Source organism: Kiloniella antarctica, assembly GCF_042682825.1.
GTDB classification, from domain to species: domain Bacteria; phylum Pseudomonadota; class Alphaproteobacteria; order Kiloniellales; family Kiloniellaceae; genus Kiloniella; species Kiloniella antarctica.
In genome coordinates, this window is the sequence record NZ_JBHUII010000011.1 from 42324 (window position 1) to 60025 (window position 17702).

General features: G+C 45.2%; 15 protein-coding genes. 13 read left to right on the forward strand and 2 right to left on the reverse strand.

Translation table 11 applies throughout. From position 1 onward, the window contains the following. Positions 1–175: 175 nt before the first annotated feature. Both hutH and hutU read right to left on the reverse strand, forming a co-directional pair. Positions 176–1726, reverse strand: coding sequence for a histidine ammonia-lyase (gene hutH, locus ACFSKO_RS16120; RefSeq protein ID WP_380253507.1), 1551 nt, complete (start codon positions 1724–1726; stop codon positions 176–178). After that, positions 1723–3387, reverse strand: a complete 1665-nt coding sequence (gene hutU, locus ACFSKO_RS16125) for a urocanate hydratase (RefSeq protein ID WP_380253509.1) — start codon at positions 3385–3387, stop codon at positions 1723–1725. The genes hutH and hutU overlap by 4 nt, the downstream gene beginning before the upstream one ends. Positions 3388–3552: 165 nt before the next feature. On the opposite strand from hutU, the gene ACFSKO_RS16130 reads away from it, so the two are divergent. The 13 genes from ACFSKO_RS16130 to ACFSKO_RS16190 all read left to right on the forward strand — a co-directional run bounded on the left by ACFSKO_RS16130 (position 3553) and on the right by ACFSKO_RS16190 (position 17581). Next, positions 3553–4647 (forward strand): aminoglycoside phosphotransferase family protein, encoded by a 1095-nt coding sequence (locus ACFSKO_RS16130; RefSeq protein ID WP_380253511.1) that lies wholly within the window; start codon positions 3553–3555, stop codon positions 4645–4647. Between the two features lie 9 nt (positions 4648–4656). Next, a complete protein-coding gene (gene pdxY / locus ACFSKO_RS16135; RefSeq protein WP_380253513.1) occupies positions 4657–5529 on the forward strand; it encodes a pyridoxal kinase in 873 nt (290 codons plus the stop codon). Positions 5530–5848: 319 nt separating this feature from the next. Further along, positions 5849–7300, forward strand: a complete 1452-nt coding sequence (cysG, locus tag ACFSKO_RS16140; RefSeq protein ID WP_380253515.1) for a siroheme synthase CysG — start codon at positions 5849–5851, stop codon at positions 7298–7300. 28 nt (positions 7301–7328) lie between these two features. After that, a complete protein-coding gene (locus ACFSKO_RS16145) occupies positions 7329–7640 on the forward strand; it encodes a DUF2849 domain-containing protein (protein ID WP_380253517.1) in 312 nt (103 codons plus the stop codon). Positions 7641–7651: 11 nt separating this feature from the next. Then, on the forward strand, positions 7652–9304 hold the full coding sequence (locus ACFSKO_RS16150; protein ID WP_380253519.1) for a nitrite/sulfite reductase: 1653 nt from the start codon (positions 7652–7654) through the stop codon (positions 9302–9304). Beyond that, positions 9297–10064: a phosphoadenylyl-sulfate reductase gene (locus ACFSKO_RS16155; RefSeq protein WP_380253521.1), complete on the forward strand. Its 768-nt coding sequence runs from the start codon at positions 9297–9299 to the stop codon at positions 10062–10064. The genes ACFSKO_RS16150 and ACFSKO_RS16155 overlap by 8 nt, the downstream gene beginning before the upstream one ends. Positions 10065–10156: 92 nt before the next feature. After that, positions 10157–10690 carry a DUF934 domain-containing protein gene (locus ACFSKO_RS16160; RefSeq protein WP_380253523.1) on the forward strand — a complete coding sequence of 178 codons (534 nt, stop codon included), beginning with the start codon at positions 10157–10159 and terminating at the stop codon, positions 10688–10690. Between the two features lie 63 nt (positions 10691–10753). Then, positions 10754–11110: a ferredoxin FdxA gene (fdxA, locus tag ACFSKO_RS16165; RefSeq protein ID WP_380254440.1), complete on the forward strand. Its 357-nt coding sequence runs from the start codon at positions 10754–10756 to the stop codon at positions 11108–11110. Positions 11111–11287: 177 nt separating this feature from the next. Then, on the forward strand, positions 11288–11605 hold the full coding sequence (locus tag ACFSKO_RS16170) for a PH domain-containing protein (RefSeq protein WP_380253525.1): 318 nt from the start codon (positions 11288–11290) through the stop codon (positions 11603–11605). 156 nt (positions 11606–11761) lie between these two features. Then, positions 11762–14275, forward strand: a complete 2514-nt coding sequence (hrpB, locus tag ACFSKO_RS16175) for an ATP-dependent helicase HrpB (protein ID WP_380253527.1) — start codon at positions 11762–11764, stop codon at positions 14273–14275. Positions 14276–14362: 87 nt separating this feature from the next. Further along, the gene (locus ACFSKO_RS16180) at positions 14363–15121 is read left to right on the forward strand and encodes a DeoR/GlpR family DNA-binding transcription regulator (RefSeq protein ID WP_380253529.1); all 759 of its coding nucleotides are present in this window, start codon (positions 14363–14365) and stop codon (positions 15119–15121) included. A 358-nt stretch (positions 15122–15479) separates the two neighbouring features. Then, positions 15480–16439 (forward strand): ABC transporter substrate-binding protein, encoded by a 960-nt coding sequence (locus tag ACFSKO_RS16185; RefSeq protein ID WP_380253531.1) that lies wholly within the window; start codon positions 15480–15482, stop codon positions 16437–16439. 110 nt (positions 16440–16549) lie between these two features. Then, complete coding sequence (locus ACFSKO_RS16190) at positions 16550–17581, forward strand: quaternary amine ABC transporter ATP-binding protein (RefSeq protein WP_380253533.1); 1032 nt, start codon at positions 16550–16552, stop codon at positions 17579–17581. Positions 17582–17702 lie beyond the last annotated feature (121 nt).

Here is a 17702-nt window from a genome sequence, read left to right on the forward strand (position 1 = left end):
TTTTCTATTTTGTTTTATTGTTTTTTACACTCGCCTTGTCATTGATGCATTTTTCTACAGCGTATTTCCAGTAAAAAGTCACCGTGTTACTGAAAATGTGTTACTGAAAATACGCTGTATTATTTTAAACTTTACCGGATAAAGCTTTTCCTTGTATTACCAATTTATCTGAGTGTTATTCAGAGAAGCTTGGTAAAAAATCCGCGTTTGAAAACTTGTTGAATTCGCCTGTCCAAACCAGATCACTGGTGAGTTCCAAATCATCGGAGAAATAACGATCCTGTTCAAAGAATGACACATCCTGACGCAATCGGGTCATTACTTTGTCCAGCACAGGCGAAGTCTTTAAAGGTTTAAGGAAGTCAATCCCCTGAGCTGCTGACAGGAATTCAACAGCCAATACGCCAGAAGTATTTTTTGCCATGTCAGAAAGTCGACGTGCTGCAAAGGTTGCCATAGATACATGGTCTTCTTGGTTGGCAGACGTAGGAAGACTATCGACACAAGCGGGGTGTGCCATGGACTTGTTTTCAGATGCGAGTGCGGCTGCTGTAACTTGTGCAATCATAAAGCCAGAATTCAAACCGCTTCCTGCGACGAGGAATGGTGGAAGCCCTGACATCGAGCTGTCCATCAATAGGGCAATACGACGTTCAGAAAGGGCACCAATTTCTGCAATAACCAGCGCGAGAACATCAGATGCCATTGCTATTGGTTCCGCGTGGAAGTTACCACCCGATAGAATGTCACCTTCTTTGATGAAGACGACTGGGTTGTCAGAAACGGCATTGGCTTCGCGCTCAAAGATAGTCGCAGCAAAACGTAAATGGTCGAGACAAGCACCTAGTACTTGGGGTTGGCAACGCAAAGAGTAAGGATCTTGTACTTTTGAACAATCAGCGTGGCTTTCGTTAATTGGACTTCCATCAAGAACTTTTCTGAATACAGCAGCAATATCTGTCTGCCCCACCTGACCGCGTGCGGCCTGAATGCGGGGATCAAAAGGAACGTGTGATCCTTTAGCGGCTTCAACACTCATGGAGCCAACGAGAGTGCTAGCATTCAGAAGGTTTTCTGCTCTGAACAATCCAAGAAGCGCGAGTGCTGTAGAGACCTGAGTACCATTTAAAAGGGCGAGGCCTTCTTTTGGGCCGAGAACCATTGGGGCGAGGCCAATCCGTGCTAAGCCTTCTTTTGCAGGAAGGATCTCACCTTTGTAGCGTGCATTACCTGAACCGATAATCAGGGCCGACATGTGTGCAAGCGGTGCCAGATCACCGGAAGCACCGACAGAGCCTTTGGACGGGATGCAAGGGTAAAGGCCTTCGTTGAAGAACTTGGTGAGATAATCGAGGACTTCATGGCGAATGCCAGAGAAACCCTGTGCAAGAGATGTAATCTTGAGCGCGAGGATAAGGCGAACAACCTCATCATCAAGCAGAGGACCCATTCCGGTACAATGTGAAAGTACGAGGTTGCTTTGCAGCTGCTCAAGTTGCTCATCATCAATACGTGTTGAAGCCAGTCGACCAAACCCGGTGTTGATGCCATATACCGTTCTGCCATCTCGAAGGACGTCGCGGACAGTTTCTGTGGAGGCTTCAATCTGCTCCCGGCATGCTGGATCAAGACTGATTGTAACATCATCGAAAGTAATAGAACGTAATAGTGGTAGTGTAAGTTGACGTGGTGTCAGTACCAAATGTTTTGTTTCTGGGTTTTTCATTTTTCTGACTCCATAGGGAGGTCGAGATTGTTATCTCGAGCACATTGTTTCGCAATTTCATAACCAGCATCGGCATGACGCATCACACCTGTTGCCGGATCGTTCCAGAGAACGCGGGCCAAGCGTTTATCCGCAGCTTCGGTCCCATCGGCACAGATAACAACACCTGAGTGCTGAGAGAAGCCCATGCCGACACCGCCACCGTGGTGGAGAGAAACCCATGTCGCGCCGCCTGCCGTGTTCAGAAGAGCGTTAAGCAGTGGCCAGTCCGAGACGGCATCAGAGCCATCCATCATACTTTCTGTTTCACGGTTTGGGCTTGCGACAGAGCCAGAATCAAGATGGTCTCGTCCGATAACAACGGGAGCTTTCAGTTCGCCGTTGCGAACCATTTCGTTGAAAGCAAGGCCAAGTTTATGCCGCTGACCGAGGCCAACCCAGCAAATTCGGGCTGGCAGACCCTGGAAGTGAATGCGTTCACGGGCCATGTCCAGCCAGTTATGTAAGTGAGGATCGTCTGGAATCAGCTCTTTAACCTTTTGGTCTGTCTTGTAGATATCTTCTGGGTCACCAGAAAGTGCTGCCCAACGGAAGGGACCGATACCACGGCAGAAGAGCGGCCGTATGTACGCAGGAACAAACCCAGGAAAATCGAAAGCGTTCTCGACGCCTTCTTCCAGTGCCATTTGACGGATGTTGTTACCATAATCAACTGTCGGGATACCCTGAGCATGGAAATCAAGCATTGCCTGAACTTGAACAGCCATAGATTTTTTGGCGGCAGTGGTTGTGCCCTTGGGATCTTTTTGCGCACGGTCCACGTATTCAGCCCAAGTCCAACCTTGTGGCAGGTAGCCATTGAGAGGGTCATGCGCTGATGTTTGGTCGGTTACGATATCCGGGCGTACGCCGCGTTTTACCAACTCAGGGAAGATATCTGCAGCATTGCCGAGCAGGCCAACGGAGATTGCTTTTTTGTTTTCTACAGCGTCATTAATGACGGCGAGGGCTTCATCAATGTTGGTACATTTTTTGTCGAGATAGCCCGTTCTGATCCGCATATCGATGCGATCTTCCTGACACTCTACGGCCAGCATAGATGCTCCAGCCATCGTCGCAGAAAGAGGCTGTGCGCCGCCCATGCCACCAAGGCCGCCAGTGAGAACCCAACGGCCAGAAAGGTCGCCATTATAGTGTTGGCGACCAGCTTCGACGAAAGTCTCGTAGGTGCCTTGAACAATCCCCTGACTGCCAATGTAGATCCATGATCCAGCGGTCATTTGGCCGTACATCATCAAGCCAGCTTTATCCAGCTTGTTGAAATGCTCCCAATTCGCCCAGTTCGGTACAAGGTTGGAGTTTGCAATAAGAACACGTGGTGCATCAGGGTGTGTTGGGAAAATGCCAACTGGTTTGCCAGACTGTACGAGAAGAGTCTCATTATCTTTCAGCTTTTGAAGACTTTCGACAATTTTATCGTAACATTCCCAATTACGTGCTGCGCGGCCAATACCACCGTATACAACAAGATCTTCGGGATGTTCTGCAACATCGGGATCAAGGTTGTTCATTAACATGCGAAGAGGGGCTTCGGTTAGCCAACTCTGACATGACAGCTCGGTGCCATGAGGGGCACGGATGGTACGAATGTTCTTTTTCATGTTCTCAACTCCACAATATGTATAGACAAATTAACTTGTATATACATCTTGTCAATAGGGAGAGAATAACGGGTGTTTATTTTCCGCGCACGACAGCTATATACTGTGGGAAAGTTATTGAGAATATTTGAGTTTTCACCTGTATATAGTGTGGCGGTATAGTTCGTGCAGATAAATCCTGTTCAGCGAGAAAAAGAGAGAATCGACTTTGTAAAAAGCTCGGGGTGGGAAGAGGCAGAAATCTCTGCTTTGCCCGTTGATGCTTCTGCGCGTTGTTACTTTCGGCTTAGCAAAAATGGCGAAACCAGAATTTTGATGGATGCTCCCCCCGGTGTTGCCGAGCCAGTCGAGGTTTTTGCCAAAGTTGCCCGACACCTTCTTTCCTGTGGAATTTCGGTTCCGGTGATTTACGAGGAGAGTATTGAAAAGGGCTTTTTGCTCCTAGAGGACTTTGGTGAAAAAACCTACGCCAAGCTCTTGGCTGCAGGGGGAAGCGAAGAGGAACTCTATGCGTTGGCGGTGGATGTGCTGGTGAAGATGCATTCATCTGCGCAATTACCTGAAATTGAAATGCCGCCATATGATCTGGCATTTTTCATCCGAGAAGCCCTTATTATGGTGGACTGGTATTATCCCACGGTGAACGCTAATGCACTGACTTCGAATCAACGTCAAAGCTTTATTGATGCGTGGTGTGAGATATTTAATAATCTACCTTGCTTGCCAACGACCTTGGTGCTTCGTGATTTTCATATAGATAATTTGATGATCCTTGAGGGGCGTGATGGGGTTGCATCTTGTGGTTTACTGGACTTCCAAACGGCAGTCCTTGGGCCTGCTCCCTATGATTTGATGTCGTTGGTTGAGGATGCCAGACGGGATATTGTTCCCAAGTTTCGAACGAAGATGATATCCCGTTATCTGTCGAGCATGGGAGAGGTTTATGCCTCACCTGAAGCACAGAAAATCTTTATGGATTGGTTTTATGTTCTTTCGGCACAACGGCACGCCAAAGTATTGGGGTTATTTGCCCGCCTTAATGCCAGGGATAACAAGAGCGTATACTTACAGCACATTCCAAGGGTTTCCAATTTGATGACGGGATCTTTGGAGCAGGAAATTTTGTCCCCAGTGAGGAATTGGTTCGAGATGAACTTTCCGGATTTCAAATCTAACCTTGTGTCAATTGACAGGAATCTGGTTCAGAGCTTGGCGAGTACATCGGAACAGTCAGTAGTGGAACTAACAAAGAAGATATGAGGTAGGCACATGCCATCTGTAATCTCTATTCAATCCTACGTCTGTTATGGATATGTTGGTAATTCCGCAGCAGTGTTTCCCATGCAAAAGCTTGGAGTTGAAGTGGTTTCCCTTCCTACCACACTTCTTTCCAATCATCCTGCACATCCGAGTGTTTATGGCGCAGCAGTTGATCCCGTACTGTTGCAAAAGCTATTTAATGGTATTGAAGATCGTGGAGCCTTTGTGAACTGTGCGGGCATTTTGTCGGGTTATTTAGCTTCTGTAGGAAATGTTGAAATAATAGCACAGGCAGTAGGGCGTTATAAAAGGCTCAACTCAGCGGGAATTTATTGTCTTGATCCTGTCATGGGGGACAAGGGAACGGGATTTTTTGTAAATAAGGGGATACCTGAGCTAATCGTGGAGCGTTTATTGCCGCTTGCGGATATTATAACGCCCAATAAATTTGAGTTTGATTATATTACGCAAACGAAAACGGTAACTTACGCCGAGATGATTTCTGCCGCTCGGACTTTGATAAATAAGACTTCCTTACGATGCGTTGTTATCACATCTGCTGAACCGTCCCCCGACATTTTTGGTGATAAGAGAGTGCCAAACATTGGCGTCCTTGTCGTTACTTCCGAAACGGCCCATTTGATCATAACCCCTTGTCTTAACGTTTCTTTCTCGGGAACAGGTGATCTCTTTACAGGTTTGTTTATGGGATGGTTGATGAAGGGGGAGGCTGAAGAAAAGGCTGCACAAAAGGCAATTAGTGCTCTGTATCGTATTATTGAGTTAACGGTTCAGAGTGGTAAAGAGGAACTTGATATAATCACACATCAAAAATGTATATGTGATAATGATAATATATTCCCAATTATTTACTGTGAATAAAATATTTTTTTGCTCTGTAATTAACTATAATTGGTACAATATTTTCTTTTTAATTCGAACATTGAATAAAAATATTTTCAAAAAAATTGATATAATTAATTGAAATAAAACAAAATATAACATTCCGCGGTGAGTGTTTTAATCATTAGTAGTAAGTTTTTATTGATTAATTTATTAATAACACAAATTATGTGTCGAATTAAGACAATTTACTTTTTTGCTTGTATTTTTAACGAGACATGTCATCTATTCACTATGAACAAATGTAATTGATAAAATAATTATCGTTTATTTTGTGTGAAATTAACGTGAGGGTGTCATGGATCACTTTCCTATTTTCTTGGCTCTTAAGGGTCAGAAGGTCATTTTAGTAGGCGGCGGAGATCTGGCCGCGAGAAAGTTGCGTCTTCTTCGTAAGGCTGATGCAGCTGTCACTGTGATTGCTCCCACTCTTTGTGATGAAATTAAAGAGTTGGTTGCCGGCGCCCACATCGGTTATGAAGAACGCAAATTTCACAGTAGTGATGTCGTTGGCGCAAGTTTGGTTTTTGCCGCGACGGATATAGAGGCGGTGGATGCTTCGGTAAGTCACGCTGCGCAGGCACATGGTATCAAAGTTAATGCTGTGGATCGTCCTGATCTTTCAGACTTTATTATGCCCGCAATCGTTGACCGTTCTCCAATGGTTGTTGCAATTTCAAGTGGTGGGGCAGCTCCTATTCTTGCGCGAAATTTAAGAGAGAAAATCGAAAGTATTCTGCCGCCCGCCCTCGGTCGTTTGGCAACCTTTGCCGATAGCTTCCGTGGTGCGGTTAAGGGAACGATTTCAGGCGGAAACGAACGTCGAAAATTCTGGGAAGATTTCTTTGATGGACCTGTTGCAGAAGCTGTTTTGTCCGGTCGTGAGGTTTCTGCCCGGGAGAAAATGCTTGGGCTCATTAATCTAAATTGGAAAGAAGAGCGCAAAGCTGGTCATGTTGCCATCGTTGGTGCTGGTCCTGGTGATCCTGATCTTCTGACCTTTCGTGCTATGCGTTTCATGCAACAGGCTGACGTGGTGGTTTATGATCGACTGATCAGTGATGATATTCTTGATTACGTTCGTCGTGATGCTGATCGGATCTATGTTGGTAAAGCACCGGGAAAACACAGTAAAACTCAGGACGAGATTAATGAAATCCTTGTTCAGCAAGCACAAAAAGGTTTGCGGGTTGTGCGTTTGAAAGGTGGAGATCCCTTTGTATTCGGCCGTGGTGGCGAGGAAATGGAAGTTCTGCAATCTGAAGGGATCGATGTAGATATCGTTCCAGGCATCACCGCTGCGGTTGGTTGTGCTGCAGCTGCAGGAGTTCCGCTGACCCACCGAGATCATGCCTCAATGGTTACCTTTGTTGCGGGACAAAATGGTGATGGGATCACACAGGCTGACTGGTCGGGTTTAGCAAATAACCGCCAAACATTGGTCTTTTACATGGGTATTTCCAACGCCGATCAGATTGCGAGCAAGCTGATAAGACATGGGTTGGATAGAAACACACCTGTTGCAATTATCGAAAATGGCACGCGTCCAAATCAAAGGGTGCTGCCGGGCAAGCTGTTAGATACGGCGCACATGGTTGAGACGCATAATATTACAGGGCCAGCGTTGATCGTTATCGGGTCGGTTGCAAGCTTTGCAAGTAAAGCGGATTTTCAGCAAATAGCTGCTGGAGCGATAGAAAACAAAAATGTGGCTTTGTATTTAAACGAAGTCGCCGTTGCCGGACTTTAATCGGCACGTCTAGGAGAGAGTAAAAACAATGGCATTGCAGATTATGACTGCGAACCGATTACTTGGTGGTGGAGTTGTTTACTTTGGCGAAAATGCTGAATGGACAGATGATTTCTCTGCTGCAAAGACTGTCGATGACAGTGACGGTGAAGCTGTTCTTCGTAAGGAGGCTGAAAAGGCTGAAGCCAATCAGCTTATTGTTGGTCCTTATTTGATTAAAGTTGAGCGCGACGAAACTGGTATTCGCACTCTTTCTGTTAAAGAAGGTATCCGGGCTAAGGGGCCAACCGTCCATTATGGTCACGGACAGAATAACAATATCCTGCAGCAGGCCGGGTAAGGAATAAAGCAATGTATCGTTATGATGAATTTGATGCTGATTTTGTAAAACAGCGTGTTGCCCAATTTGGGGATCAGGTGGAACGTCGTATTGAGGGTGATCTTACTGAAGATCAGTTCAAACCGCTCCGTTTGATGAACGGTCTGTATTTGCAACTCCATGCCTATATGCTTCGTGTTGCCATTCCTTATGGCACCTTTAATTCGCTACAGATGCGGAAGATGGCACATATTGCCCGAAAATATGACAGAGGCTACGGCCACTTTACGACCCGTCAAAACCTGCAATACAACTGGCCTGTTCTCAAGGATGTGCCGGAAATATTGAAAGAGTTGGCCGAAGTTGAAATGCATGCCATTCAAACCAGTGGTAATTGCATAAGAAATACGACTTCTGATCAATATGCAGGTGCTGCGGCCGATGAGATTGAAGATCCTCGGGTTTATTGCGAAATTATTCGCCAGTGGTCTTCTTTGCATCCTGAATTCACTTTCTTGCCACGTAAGTTCAAAGTTGCCGTAACAGGTGCAACCACTGACCGTGCTGCAATCCGTGTTCACGACATTGGCTTGGCAATTGTCAAAAATGACGAAGGTGAAGTCGGCTTTGAAGTGCATGTCGGCGGTGGTCAGGGGCGGACGCCCATGATTGGTAAAGTCGTACGTGAGTTTCTGCCGAAAGAACACCTCTTGAGTTATCTTGAGGCTATTCTTCGAGTTTATAACCAAATTGGCCGTCGCGATAACAAATATAAAGCGCGTATTAAAATCCTGGTGCACGAAACAGGAATTGATGAAGTTCGCCGCTTGGTCGAAGCTGAGTGGGAGCGTATCAAGGATACGGCTCTTAAGCTTCCGCTGGAAGAAGTTGATCGGATCAATGAGTATTTTACACCACCAAGTTTTGAAACCCTGGATGTGACATCGCGTGGGTTTGAAGTTAAACGCTTTGAAGATCGTGACTTTGCTACGTGGGTGAGGGCAAACGTTGTCGGGCATAAGCAAGCCGGATACGCGATCGCTAACATTTCGTTGAAACCAGAAGGTGAAGCGCCTGGCGATATCACTGATGATCAAATGGAAGTCGTGGCAGATCTTGCCGAGAAATATAGCTTTGATGAAATCCGGGCAACACATGAACAAAATTTGGTTTTACCGCATGTGAAACAAGAAGATCTTTATGAGGTTTTCACAGGGTTGAAAGCGGCGGGGCTTGCGACAGCTAATCTTGGTTTGATATCGGATATGATTGTCTGCCCGGGCTTGGATTATTGTGCGTTGGCAAATGCGCGTTCCATTCCTGTAGCTCAAGCAATCAGCAAACGGTTTTCCGACATTGAGCGCCAGCATGACATCGGCGAGTTAAAGCTGAAGATTTCCGGATGTATCAACGCCTGTGGACATCACCACGTTGGTCATATTGGTATCTTGGGCGTGGATCGTAAAGGTGAAGAGTACTACCAGATTACACTGGGTGGTAATGCCAATGAGAACGCTGCTATTGGCAAGATTATCGGTCCTTCTTTTTCTTACGACAAAATCGTGGATGCAGTTGAGAGCGTCGTGAATATTTATCTGGAACTCCGGAACGGTGCCGAGGAAAGTTTCCTCGAAGCCTATAACCGGGTAGGAATGGCTCCGTTCAAGGAAAAGCTCTATGCTTAGTGCACCGACCTTGTTGCCAAAAGAAGGAAGCGCACGAGAACGTCTTGAGACGACAAAATCACGCGCAGCAGAGTTGCTGGACAGTGTGAGGAATTTGTCGACCCATGATGCTCTTGTCCGCCTGATCGAAGAAGAGTTTAAAGGAAAAGTTGCTCTGGTCTCATCTTTTGGAACAGAGTCTGCCATCCTTTTACATCTTGTTGCGCAGGTTAACCCAGCGACGCCCGTTGTCTTTATGGATACGGGGAAGTTGTTTGGTGAAACTCATCGTTATCGCCGTCAATTGACTGAATTTTTGGGGCTTACGGACGTGCGTCAGATCTTGCCCGATGAGACAAATTTGGCAGAGAAGGATCCAAAGTCAATCCTTTGGAACCAAGATGCTGATATGTGTTGCTGGGTTCGTAAGGTTGAACCGATGAATCGTGCTTTGGATAGTCTTGATGCCTGGATTTCCGGACGGAAGCGTTTTCAATCTGCATCAAGATCGAAGTTGGAGATGGTTGAAGCCGAAGGAAGCCGTATCAAAATCAATCCTCTAGCTTATTGGGAGAAAGACGAGATCACGGCTTATTTCGATAAGCACAATCTCCCTCGGCACCCACTGGAAGCAGATGGATATCCTTCTGTCGGATGTATGCCTTGTACTGACAAGGTTGAACCTGGCGATGATCCCCGTAGTGGACGCTGGAAAAATCAGGATAAAACCGAGTGCGGGATACATTTTCTCGATACCGGATCAGCAAAGACCAACGGCTAAATCAAGTCGGGTTTTATAATTTTTTGCAGCAAGATCGCTGCCAAAGAGCCGGATATTTTATTCCGGCCAATTGATAGAGAAAAGAGAGTAAAATGCCGCTCATAAAAGATGGACGTCAGATTGCTGATAATTGGATAAAGTTAGCTGATGACGCTAAAATTTCTGACAATTTTCCTGTAATAGTTTCACTTGATCGCTGGAACGATGATGCAGAAAATTTGTTGAAATCGGCCCTTGAGCTTGGTGTTATTTTGGAAAGCAATCAATCTCCTGAACTTATTGAAAACGGTCTTGATAAGCTTTCTTTGGTTGCATTGAACTTTCCTGCTTTCGGCGACGGCCGTGCTTATTCCTATGCCCGCATCCTTCGGGAGCGCTATGGTTTTAAGGGTGAGGTTCGGGCGATTGGCGATGTGCTTTATGACCAAATTCAGCTCATGCACCGCTGCGGATTTGATACGATGGAAATTGAAAATCCAGCAACCTTACGGTCTTTAAATCGCAATAAATCTGCGGATGTGAATGTTTTCTATCAGCCTACAGGAGATGGTGAAGCAACAGCTTCTTCTCTTCGCAAGCGTTTGCTTGATAGCCATAAAGAACTTGGGTACGAAAAAGCTTCCTAAAGCTTGTTTTCAAAGTTGAATTATTAGGATCTGGGTTCTGGCCAAGATCTAATGGAGTACGTTATGACTTATGTCGTTGCGGATAATTGCATCAAGTGCAAATACATGGACTGTGTGGAAGTATGCCCGGTTGATTGCTTTTACGAAGGTGAAAACACTCTGGTAATTCATCCGGATGAGTGTATTGATTGCGGCGTCTGTGAGCCGGAATGTCCTGCAGAAGCAATATTACCAGACACGGATCCTGAGGCTGAAAATTGGCTGGCGATGAATACGAAGTACGCAGAGATCTGGCCAAATATTACCGTGCAGGGAACACCCCCGTCTGACGCAGATGAGTTTAACGGTGTTAAAGGCAAGTATGCGAAATTCTTTAATCCTGCGCCGGGTGGGCAAGAACTAGATAAAAAATTCGGCTAATACCGTTGAGATCTTGCTTTGGCAACAGGGGGATTTTTGTCCGCGTGTTGTGTTATGCGCTACATGCGAACGAAAGAGCCTGTGCTTTTTCTCATTATAACTTCGTTTACCATTTTATGGGTATTTAGGGTGTATAACCTTAAATTGTACATGGATTTCAGCCTTGTGAGATCCTGATTGGCCGAAGAGAAAATGAGAAATAAACTAAGTGTCGTTTTGGGTATGAGCATCGTTCTATGGTCAACCCAAGTTTTGGCCGATTGTAAAAAACCTGATTATGCCCCACCAAAATGCACCAACCAATATATTGAAGTGCAATTTTCTGATTCTAAAGATTTTGAGATATGTAAAAGAGAAGTGACTTATTATCTTGAAAGTTTAGATGTATGGACAAAGTGTGTGAAAGACGAGGCGCGGTTGAAAGGTGATGAGGCTATCAAGTTGTTTAATTGCAAGGTAAATGGAACAGCGAACTGTCTCAACACTTCTGAGTAAGTATAGTTGGTGTGCGTGTTGATGAAAGTTTGTCATGGATATTATGATTAAACTTGTGTCTCTAACCGCATAAACCCACAACTCGCCTTTGTCATCGTCATACATAGGGTTATTATGTTGTAGAAGTTGGTTCAAAGGTAATGATATAAGCCTGTGATGATCGACTTACCCATAAATTCAGTTCTTCCTCAAATATCATTGGCACTTGATGAAAATACCTCTGCCGTTCTTCAGGCACCGCCTGGTGCCGGGAAAACCACGGTCGTCCCTATACATTTGATCCAGTCTGGCTGGCTTGGTGATAAAAAGATTATCATGCTTGAGCCTAGACGACTTGCTGCCCGTGCTGCTGCAGTTCGAATGGCTGGGATGCTGGGTGAAAATGTTGGGGAGAGCGTTGGATATCGTATTCGCCTAGAAAGTAAAATAAGTATACACACCAAAGTCGAAGTGGTCACTGAAGGAATTCTGACCAGGATCTTGCAAACTGATCCTGAACTCTCTGACTATGGGTTGGTTATTTTCGATGAATATCACGAAAGAAGTCTGCAAGCGGATCTTGGCCTGGCTTTGTGCTTGGAAGCGCAAATGGCACTTCGGGATGATCTTCGGATATTGGTTATGTCAGCGACCTTGGACGGTGACGCGGTTTCAAAAGTTATGGGCGGAGCGCCAATCATTACCAGTGAAGGTCGTAGTTTTCCTGTCAAAAATATCTATGGGCCGGAAACGCACCGGAAAAATATCTCCTTTGATGTAGCAGACAAGGTTGAAGAAGTCTTGCGGAGCGAGAAGGGAAGCGTTTTGGTGTTCTTGCCAGGGGTAGGTGAAATCAAACGGGTACATGATTTATTGCGATCCAAGACTTTGCCATCAAATGTTGAAGTGAGGCCTCTTTATGGTGATTTGGCTTTAGCAGAGCAACGCAGTGCAATTTCAACCTCTGGCGCGGGCATGAGAAAGGTCGTATTGGCAACTTCAATCGCAGAGACCAGTCTCACGATTGAAGGGGTAAGGGTTATTGTTGATTGCGGATATATGCGCAGTCCGCGTTTTGATCCATCTAGTGGAATGACACGATTGGAAACTCTCCGGGTCTCGCGAGCCTCGGCAGAGCAGCGTGCTGGTCGTGCAGGACGGCTGGAGCCCGGTGTTTGTTATCGCATGTGGCCGGAAGTTCAAAACGGTGCCTTGGCAATGCAAAACAAGCCGGAAGTCCTTGAAGCCGACCTTTGTTCGCTGGTCCTAGAACTTCTTAATTGGGGGACGACGGACCCAAGTGAGCTTTCGTGGTGTGATATGCCACCTGCCTCATCCTGGAAGCAGGCAGTCGAGATTCTGTCTTCTTTGGGAGCCATAGATACACAGGGACGGATTACGCCTCATGGCAAGGCTATGTCGCGACTGCCAGTTCATCCGCGACTGGCGCATATGCTGATTATGGCGAAAGAACAGGGTGAGGGGTGGCTTGGCTGTCTGTTGGCTGCCTTGTTAAATGAGCGGGATGTCCTTCAAAAGAGTAGCGCAAAGGCTCCCATTGATTTACGGCTGCGCCTTGAAGGTGTGGTTGGAAAAGGAGCTGATAAAGGTTTACGATTTGATCGGCAACGTATCAAACAAATAAAAAGAATTGCCGAGCAGTATGCCAAACAAATCAATATTAAGGTTGGTGGCCGTGTCGACTTGACTATGGCAGGGGCGTTTGCCTCTCTTGCTTATCCGGATCGCATTGGTCAGCTCAGGAAAAACTCTACTGGCCGATTTAAGTTGTCCAGCGGCAAGGGCGCTGAAATTGATCCGTTGGATAGTTTGGCGTCAGAGCCATATCTGGTGATGACAAATGTGGGCGGTAATGGCGCGAGTGTTCGCGTTTACCAGGCTTTGGCTCTTTCTGAACTTGATGTTCGAAGTTTGCATGCGGAGAGAATAGCTTCTGAAGATCAGGTCCGTATAGATGAGGTAAAAGGGATCTTCCTTGGGGAACGGGTCGAGAGATTTGCTGAATTGATCCTTTCTGCTAAACGTCAGAAACATCCCGACCAAAAATCTATTGTAAAAGAAATCCTCCGGGTTATTCGAAACAAGGGGCTTTCGTTTTTAGAGCCGAGTGAGAAGGCGGTGCAACTTTGTCAGAGAGTTGCGACGGCGCGGTGCTATGGTGAGGTTGATGACTGGCCGGACTTTAATGAGCATTGGTTGCTGGATAATCTTGATGTTTGGCTCACGCCATACCTCAAGAATGTTTCCTCCTTCAAAGATTTGAAAAATTTGGATCTTTATACACTTTTGTCCTCATTGTTGGGTTGGGATAAACTTCAGCTTTTAAATAAAGAATTTCCCGAGCGGTTTACGGTGCCAACTGGTAACAGTCCGCGGATCAATTATAATGATCCCGAACTGCCCGTTTTAGAGGTTCGGTTGCAGGAATTGTTCGGGTTGTCAGAAACGCCCTCTATATTAAGGGGAAAAGTTCCTTTAAGATTGCATTTGCTCTCTCCTGCCCGCAGGCCTCTTCAGGTGACAAACGACTTAGCGGGGTTTTGGCAAAATACATATCACGATGTGAAAAAAGATATGAAAGGCCGATATCCCAGACACTATTGGCCTGATGATCCTTTGGTGGCTGAACCAACATCAAAAACCAAAAAAAACATGGTGCGGAAGCGATAACGATAAGCTGATTTGGTCTCTGAGTATTTGATTTTCTTTTGAAATTACCTTATTGCTGTAGAAAGTTTATGGAGATTTGTGGATTTCATGCATCCAACAACAAGACAAAAAGAAATTCTAAAGGCGGTTCGCAGCAAAGGGCTTTGCACGATCCTTGAGTTGGCCGAACAGTTCTCTGTTTCGGATGAAACTGTAAGGCGTGATGTGAAGCCGATGGTATCTGCCGGTCTTGTTGAAAAAGTACATGGCGGTATAATTGTACCTGATCAAGCCCATGAACCGCCCTTTTCACTTCGGATGGTAGAAAATCAGGAAGCGAAAAGGAAAATAGGCGAAGCCTTGGCCCGAATCATTCAAAATGGCGATTCTCTTATTTTGGATACGGGCAGTACTACGGCGATTGCTGCACATGCGCTGCAAGATCATTCAAACCTTTTGGTGGTAACAAATTCAGTTGAAACGGCAAGGGCCTTGGCGACTAGAAATGGCAATAGGGTTTATATTGCTGGCGGCGAACTCCGGGCTGATGATGCTGCGGCTTTTGGTCCATCAGCAAATGCATTTGTCGCCCAATTTGATGTGAAGTATGCGATATTATCTCTTGGGGGGATTGATCCGGTTAAGGGGTTGATGGTTGATCATCTTGCCGAAGCAGAGTTTTCACGCACAGTAATGGCTCAGGCGCAAATTACGATAGCCGTGGTGGATAAAAGTAAATTCAACAGATCTCGACTTGTTAAAGTTGGGCCGATCAAAGGTGTTGATATCTTAATTACAGATGAAGAGCCAGATGAGGCTCTTGCCGCATGCCTTGTTGAGGCAGAGGTTAAAGTGATCATCGCTTAAGCGATTTCCTTGTGATCTTTCGAAAATTTTATTGTAGCTGACAGGTGGCCAACAGATATGTGGTCATCTTTTTTTCTTCGAGTATAGGCAGTAAGAAAGCCTGGTGTTACCAAAATTATAACAAGATTTTGCGGTTTTATTTTGGGCAAAAAATATTATGCACCATAAGGAATTTGTGTCGATTATTCCCCTTTCTTTTCGCAACAACTACGCAATCCCACATTATGACTTATTTTGGTAACATAGATGAATGTAGATGTTGCTTTTGTGTTGACTTATGATGATATCTGTGGATATATTTGGATATTAAAAATAAAAGAGAACTAAATAATTAATTCCTTACAGGGAGTAGAAGTTTATGAAAAAAACGTCTCGCTTCGCTTTGGCGCTGCTCGGTGGTCTTGCTATGACAGGCATGGTTGCTACGGCTTCATATGCTGATGTTGAATCAAATGATCCTATTAAGTTGACCCTTCATGATTGGACGGGACAACTGATTACGACAAAAATAATGGGATCGGTTCTGCAAAAAGCTGGGTACAATATCGAATATGTTCAGGCAGATTATATTGCACAGTTTGCTGGCCTGAAAGAAGGTGACCTTCATGTTGCTATGGAAATTTGGGAAACCACGGGTCGTGAGGCCATGGATGAAGCTGTTGGTACGGGGAAAGTTGTAAACCTCGGTGAGACAGGCATGCAGGCAATTGAAGAGTGGTGGTACCCTTCCTATATGAAAGAGGTTTGCCCTGGTCTTCCAAACTGGGAAGCTCTGAACGATTGTGCAGAAGCTTTTGCGACGCCTGAAACGGCTCCCAAAGGTCGTTATCTTGGCGCGCCTGTGACTTGGGGTGGATTTGATGATGAGCGAGTTGAAGCTCTAGAAATGGATTTCGAAGTTATTCATGCTGGAACAGATGCTGCGCTGTTTGCTGAACTTGAATCAGCATATCAGAGAAAAGCCCCTGTTCTCTTATGGGTTTATTCTCCTCATTGGGCGCCTGCTAAGTTTAAAGGGGAATGGGTCGAATTCCCGAAATATACTGCGGAATGTTATAACGATCCTGCTTGGGGATCAAATGAAGATGTTGCTTATGATTGCGGTAAGCCAACGGGTCCAATCTGGAAAGTGGCTTGGTCTGGGTTAAAGGGCAAATGGCCCGGCGCGCATAAAGCCATCGAAGGCTTCAATATCAGTAATGATGAAATGTCCCAAATGATTATTGATGTAGATTTGGACGGCAAAGATATGGATGCTGTTGTAGATCATTGGGTAGATGCCAATAAAGATCGTTGGTCAGATTGGGTTAAAAACTAAACCCGATTATTCAGATGTATGGTGTATATTTCCCTGCTGGGCACCATACATCTGACTTATAAAGTTAATCTTACAAGTTATTGTTATATATACCTATAGGTCTTGTGGTTATGAACTCATCCGTGAAGCTGTCATGCAAGGGCGTGTGGAAAATTTTTGGGCCTGATGCTGAAAATTTTTTACAAAAACATAATAACAAGCCGAGTTCTCATGACCTGAAAACGGCAAATCTGGTTGGCGGCGTTAGAGACGTTAACATAGATATTAATTCCGGTGAAATTTTCGTTATTATGGGATTGTCTGGTTCTGGGAAGTCAACATTGGTTCGTTGTCTTTCTCGTTTGATTGAACCTACCGGGGGTGAAATTCTTTTCGATGGTGAGGACCTTTTAAAAGCCAGCGATAAAGAGATGATTGAAATTCGTCGCCATAAAATGGGTATGGTTTTTCAACATTTTGCTCTTTTACCACATCTTACTGTACTTGGTAATGTGGCATTTCCACTTGAGGTACAGGGTGTTTCTAAAGAACAGAGAGAACAGCAAGCCAGAAGTATTATTGAGTTGGTCGGGCTTAAGGGAAAAGAAAATTTTTACCCTCGTGAGTTGTCAGGAGGACAACAACAAAGGGTTGGTATTGCACGCTCTCTAGCTGTTGAACCCGAGATTTGGTTTTTGGATGAACCTTTCTCCGCGTTGGACCCACTTATTCGACGTGAAATGCAGGATGAATTTATCCGCCTTCAGAATGTCTTGAAAAAAACCATTGTTTTTATCACGCATGATTTTGAAGAAGCGATCCGTTTAGCTGATCGCATCGCAATCATGAAAGACGGTAAAGTCATTCAAATTGGAACCCCGGAAGAATTGGTGATAAATCCAGCAACAAGCTATGTTGCGGAATTCACTCAGCACATACCAAGAGCAAAAGTGTTAACGGCTGGTTTGTTAAAGATTGCTTTTGATAGCACGATCGAAACGGCAGGTTCTGTACCTCATGATGCGGTTATTGCAGATGTTGCTGATCAAGTTGAGAAATCGAATAAGCCATTTGTCATTACAGGGCCTGAAGGAACTCCAATAGGACTTCTTACACGGGAGATGGTGATGGATGTACTGGTTGGGCGCGAGGTCGTCCTGTGATTGCAAGCATCAAAAATATTCTTCCTGTCGAGAAGCGGCTTAAGGGTGTTAACGTTTTTTGGATAATAGCACTTATTACATCTGTATTTTTTTATATAGAAGGTAAGGGGCTATTTCCTAA

Coding starts and splice junctions, on each gene's coding strand:
- fdxA (WP_380254440.1), top strand. CDS start 10,754: ATGACTTATGTCGTTGCGGATAATTGCATCAAGTGCAAATACATGGAC.
- ACFSKO_RS16145 (WP_380253517.1), top strand. CDS start 7,329: ATGGCATTGCAGATTATGACTGCGAACCGATTACTTGGTGGTGGAGTT.
- ACFSKO_RS16155 (WP_380253521.1), top strand. CDS start 9,297: ATGCTTAGTGCACCGACCTTGTTGCCAAAAGAAGGAAGCGCACGAGAA.
- ACFSKO_RS16190 (WP_380253533.1), top strand. CDS start 16,550: ATGAACTCATCCGTGAAGCTGTCATGCAAGGGCGTGTGGAAAATTTTT.
- ACFSKO_RS16185 (WP_380253531.1), top strand. CDS start 15,480: ATGAAAAAAACGTCTCGCTTCGCTTTGGCGCTGCTCGGTGGTCTTGCT.
- ACFSKO_RS16150 (WP_380253519.1), top strand. CDS start 7,652: ATGTATCGTTATGATGAATTTGATGCTGATTTTGTAAAACAGCGTGTT.
- pdxY (WP_380253513.1), top strand. CDS start 4,657: ATGCCATCTGTAATCTCTATTCAATCCTACGTCTGTTATGGATATGTT.
- ACFSKO_RS16160 (WP_380253523.1), top strand. CDS start 10,157: ATGCCGCTCATAAAAGATGGACGTCAGATTGCTGATAATTGGATAAAG.
- ACFSKO_RS16180 (WP_380253529.1), top strand. CDS start 14,363: ATGCATCCAACAACAAGACAAAAAGAAATTCTAAAGGCGGTTCGCAGC.
- hrpB (WP_380253527.1), top strand. CDS start 11,762: ATGATCGACTTACCCATAAATTCAGTTCTTCCTCAAATATCATTGGCA.
- hutH (WP_380253507.1), bottom strand. CDS start 1,726: ATGAAAAACCCAGAAACAAAACATTTGGTACTGACACCACGTCAACTT.
- hutU (WP_380253509.1), bottom strand. CDS start 3,387: ATGAAAAAGAACATTCGTACCATCCGTGCCCCTCATGGCACCGAGCTG.
- cysG (WP_380253515.1), top strand. CDS start 5,849: ATGGATCACTTTCCTATTTTCTTGGCTCTTAAGGGTCAGAAGGTCATT.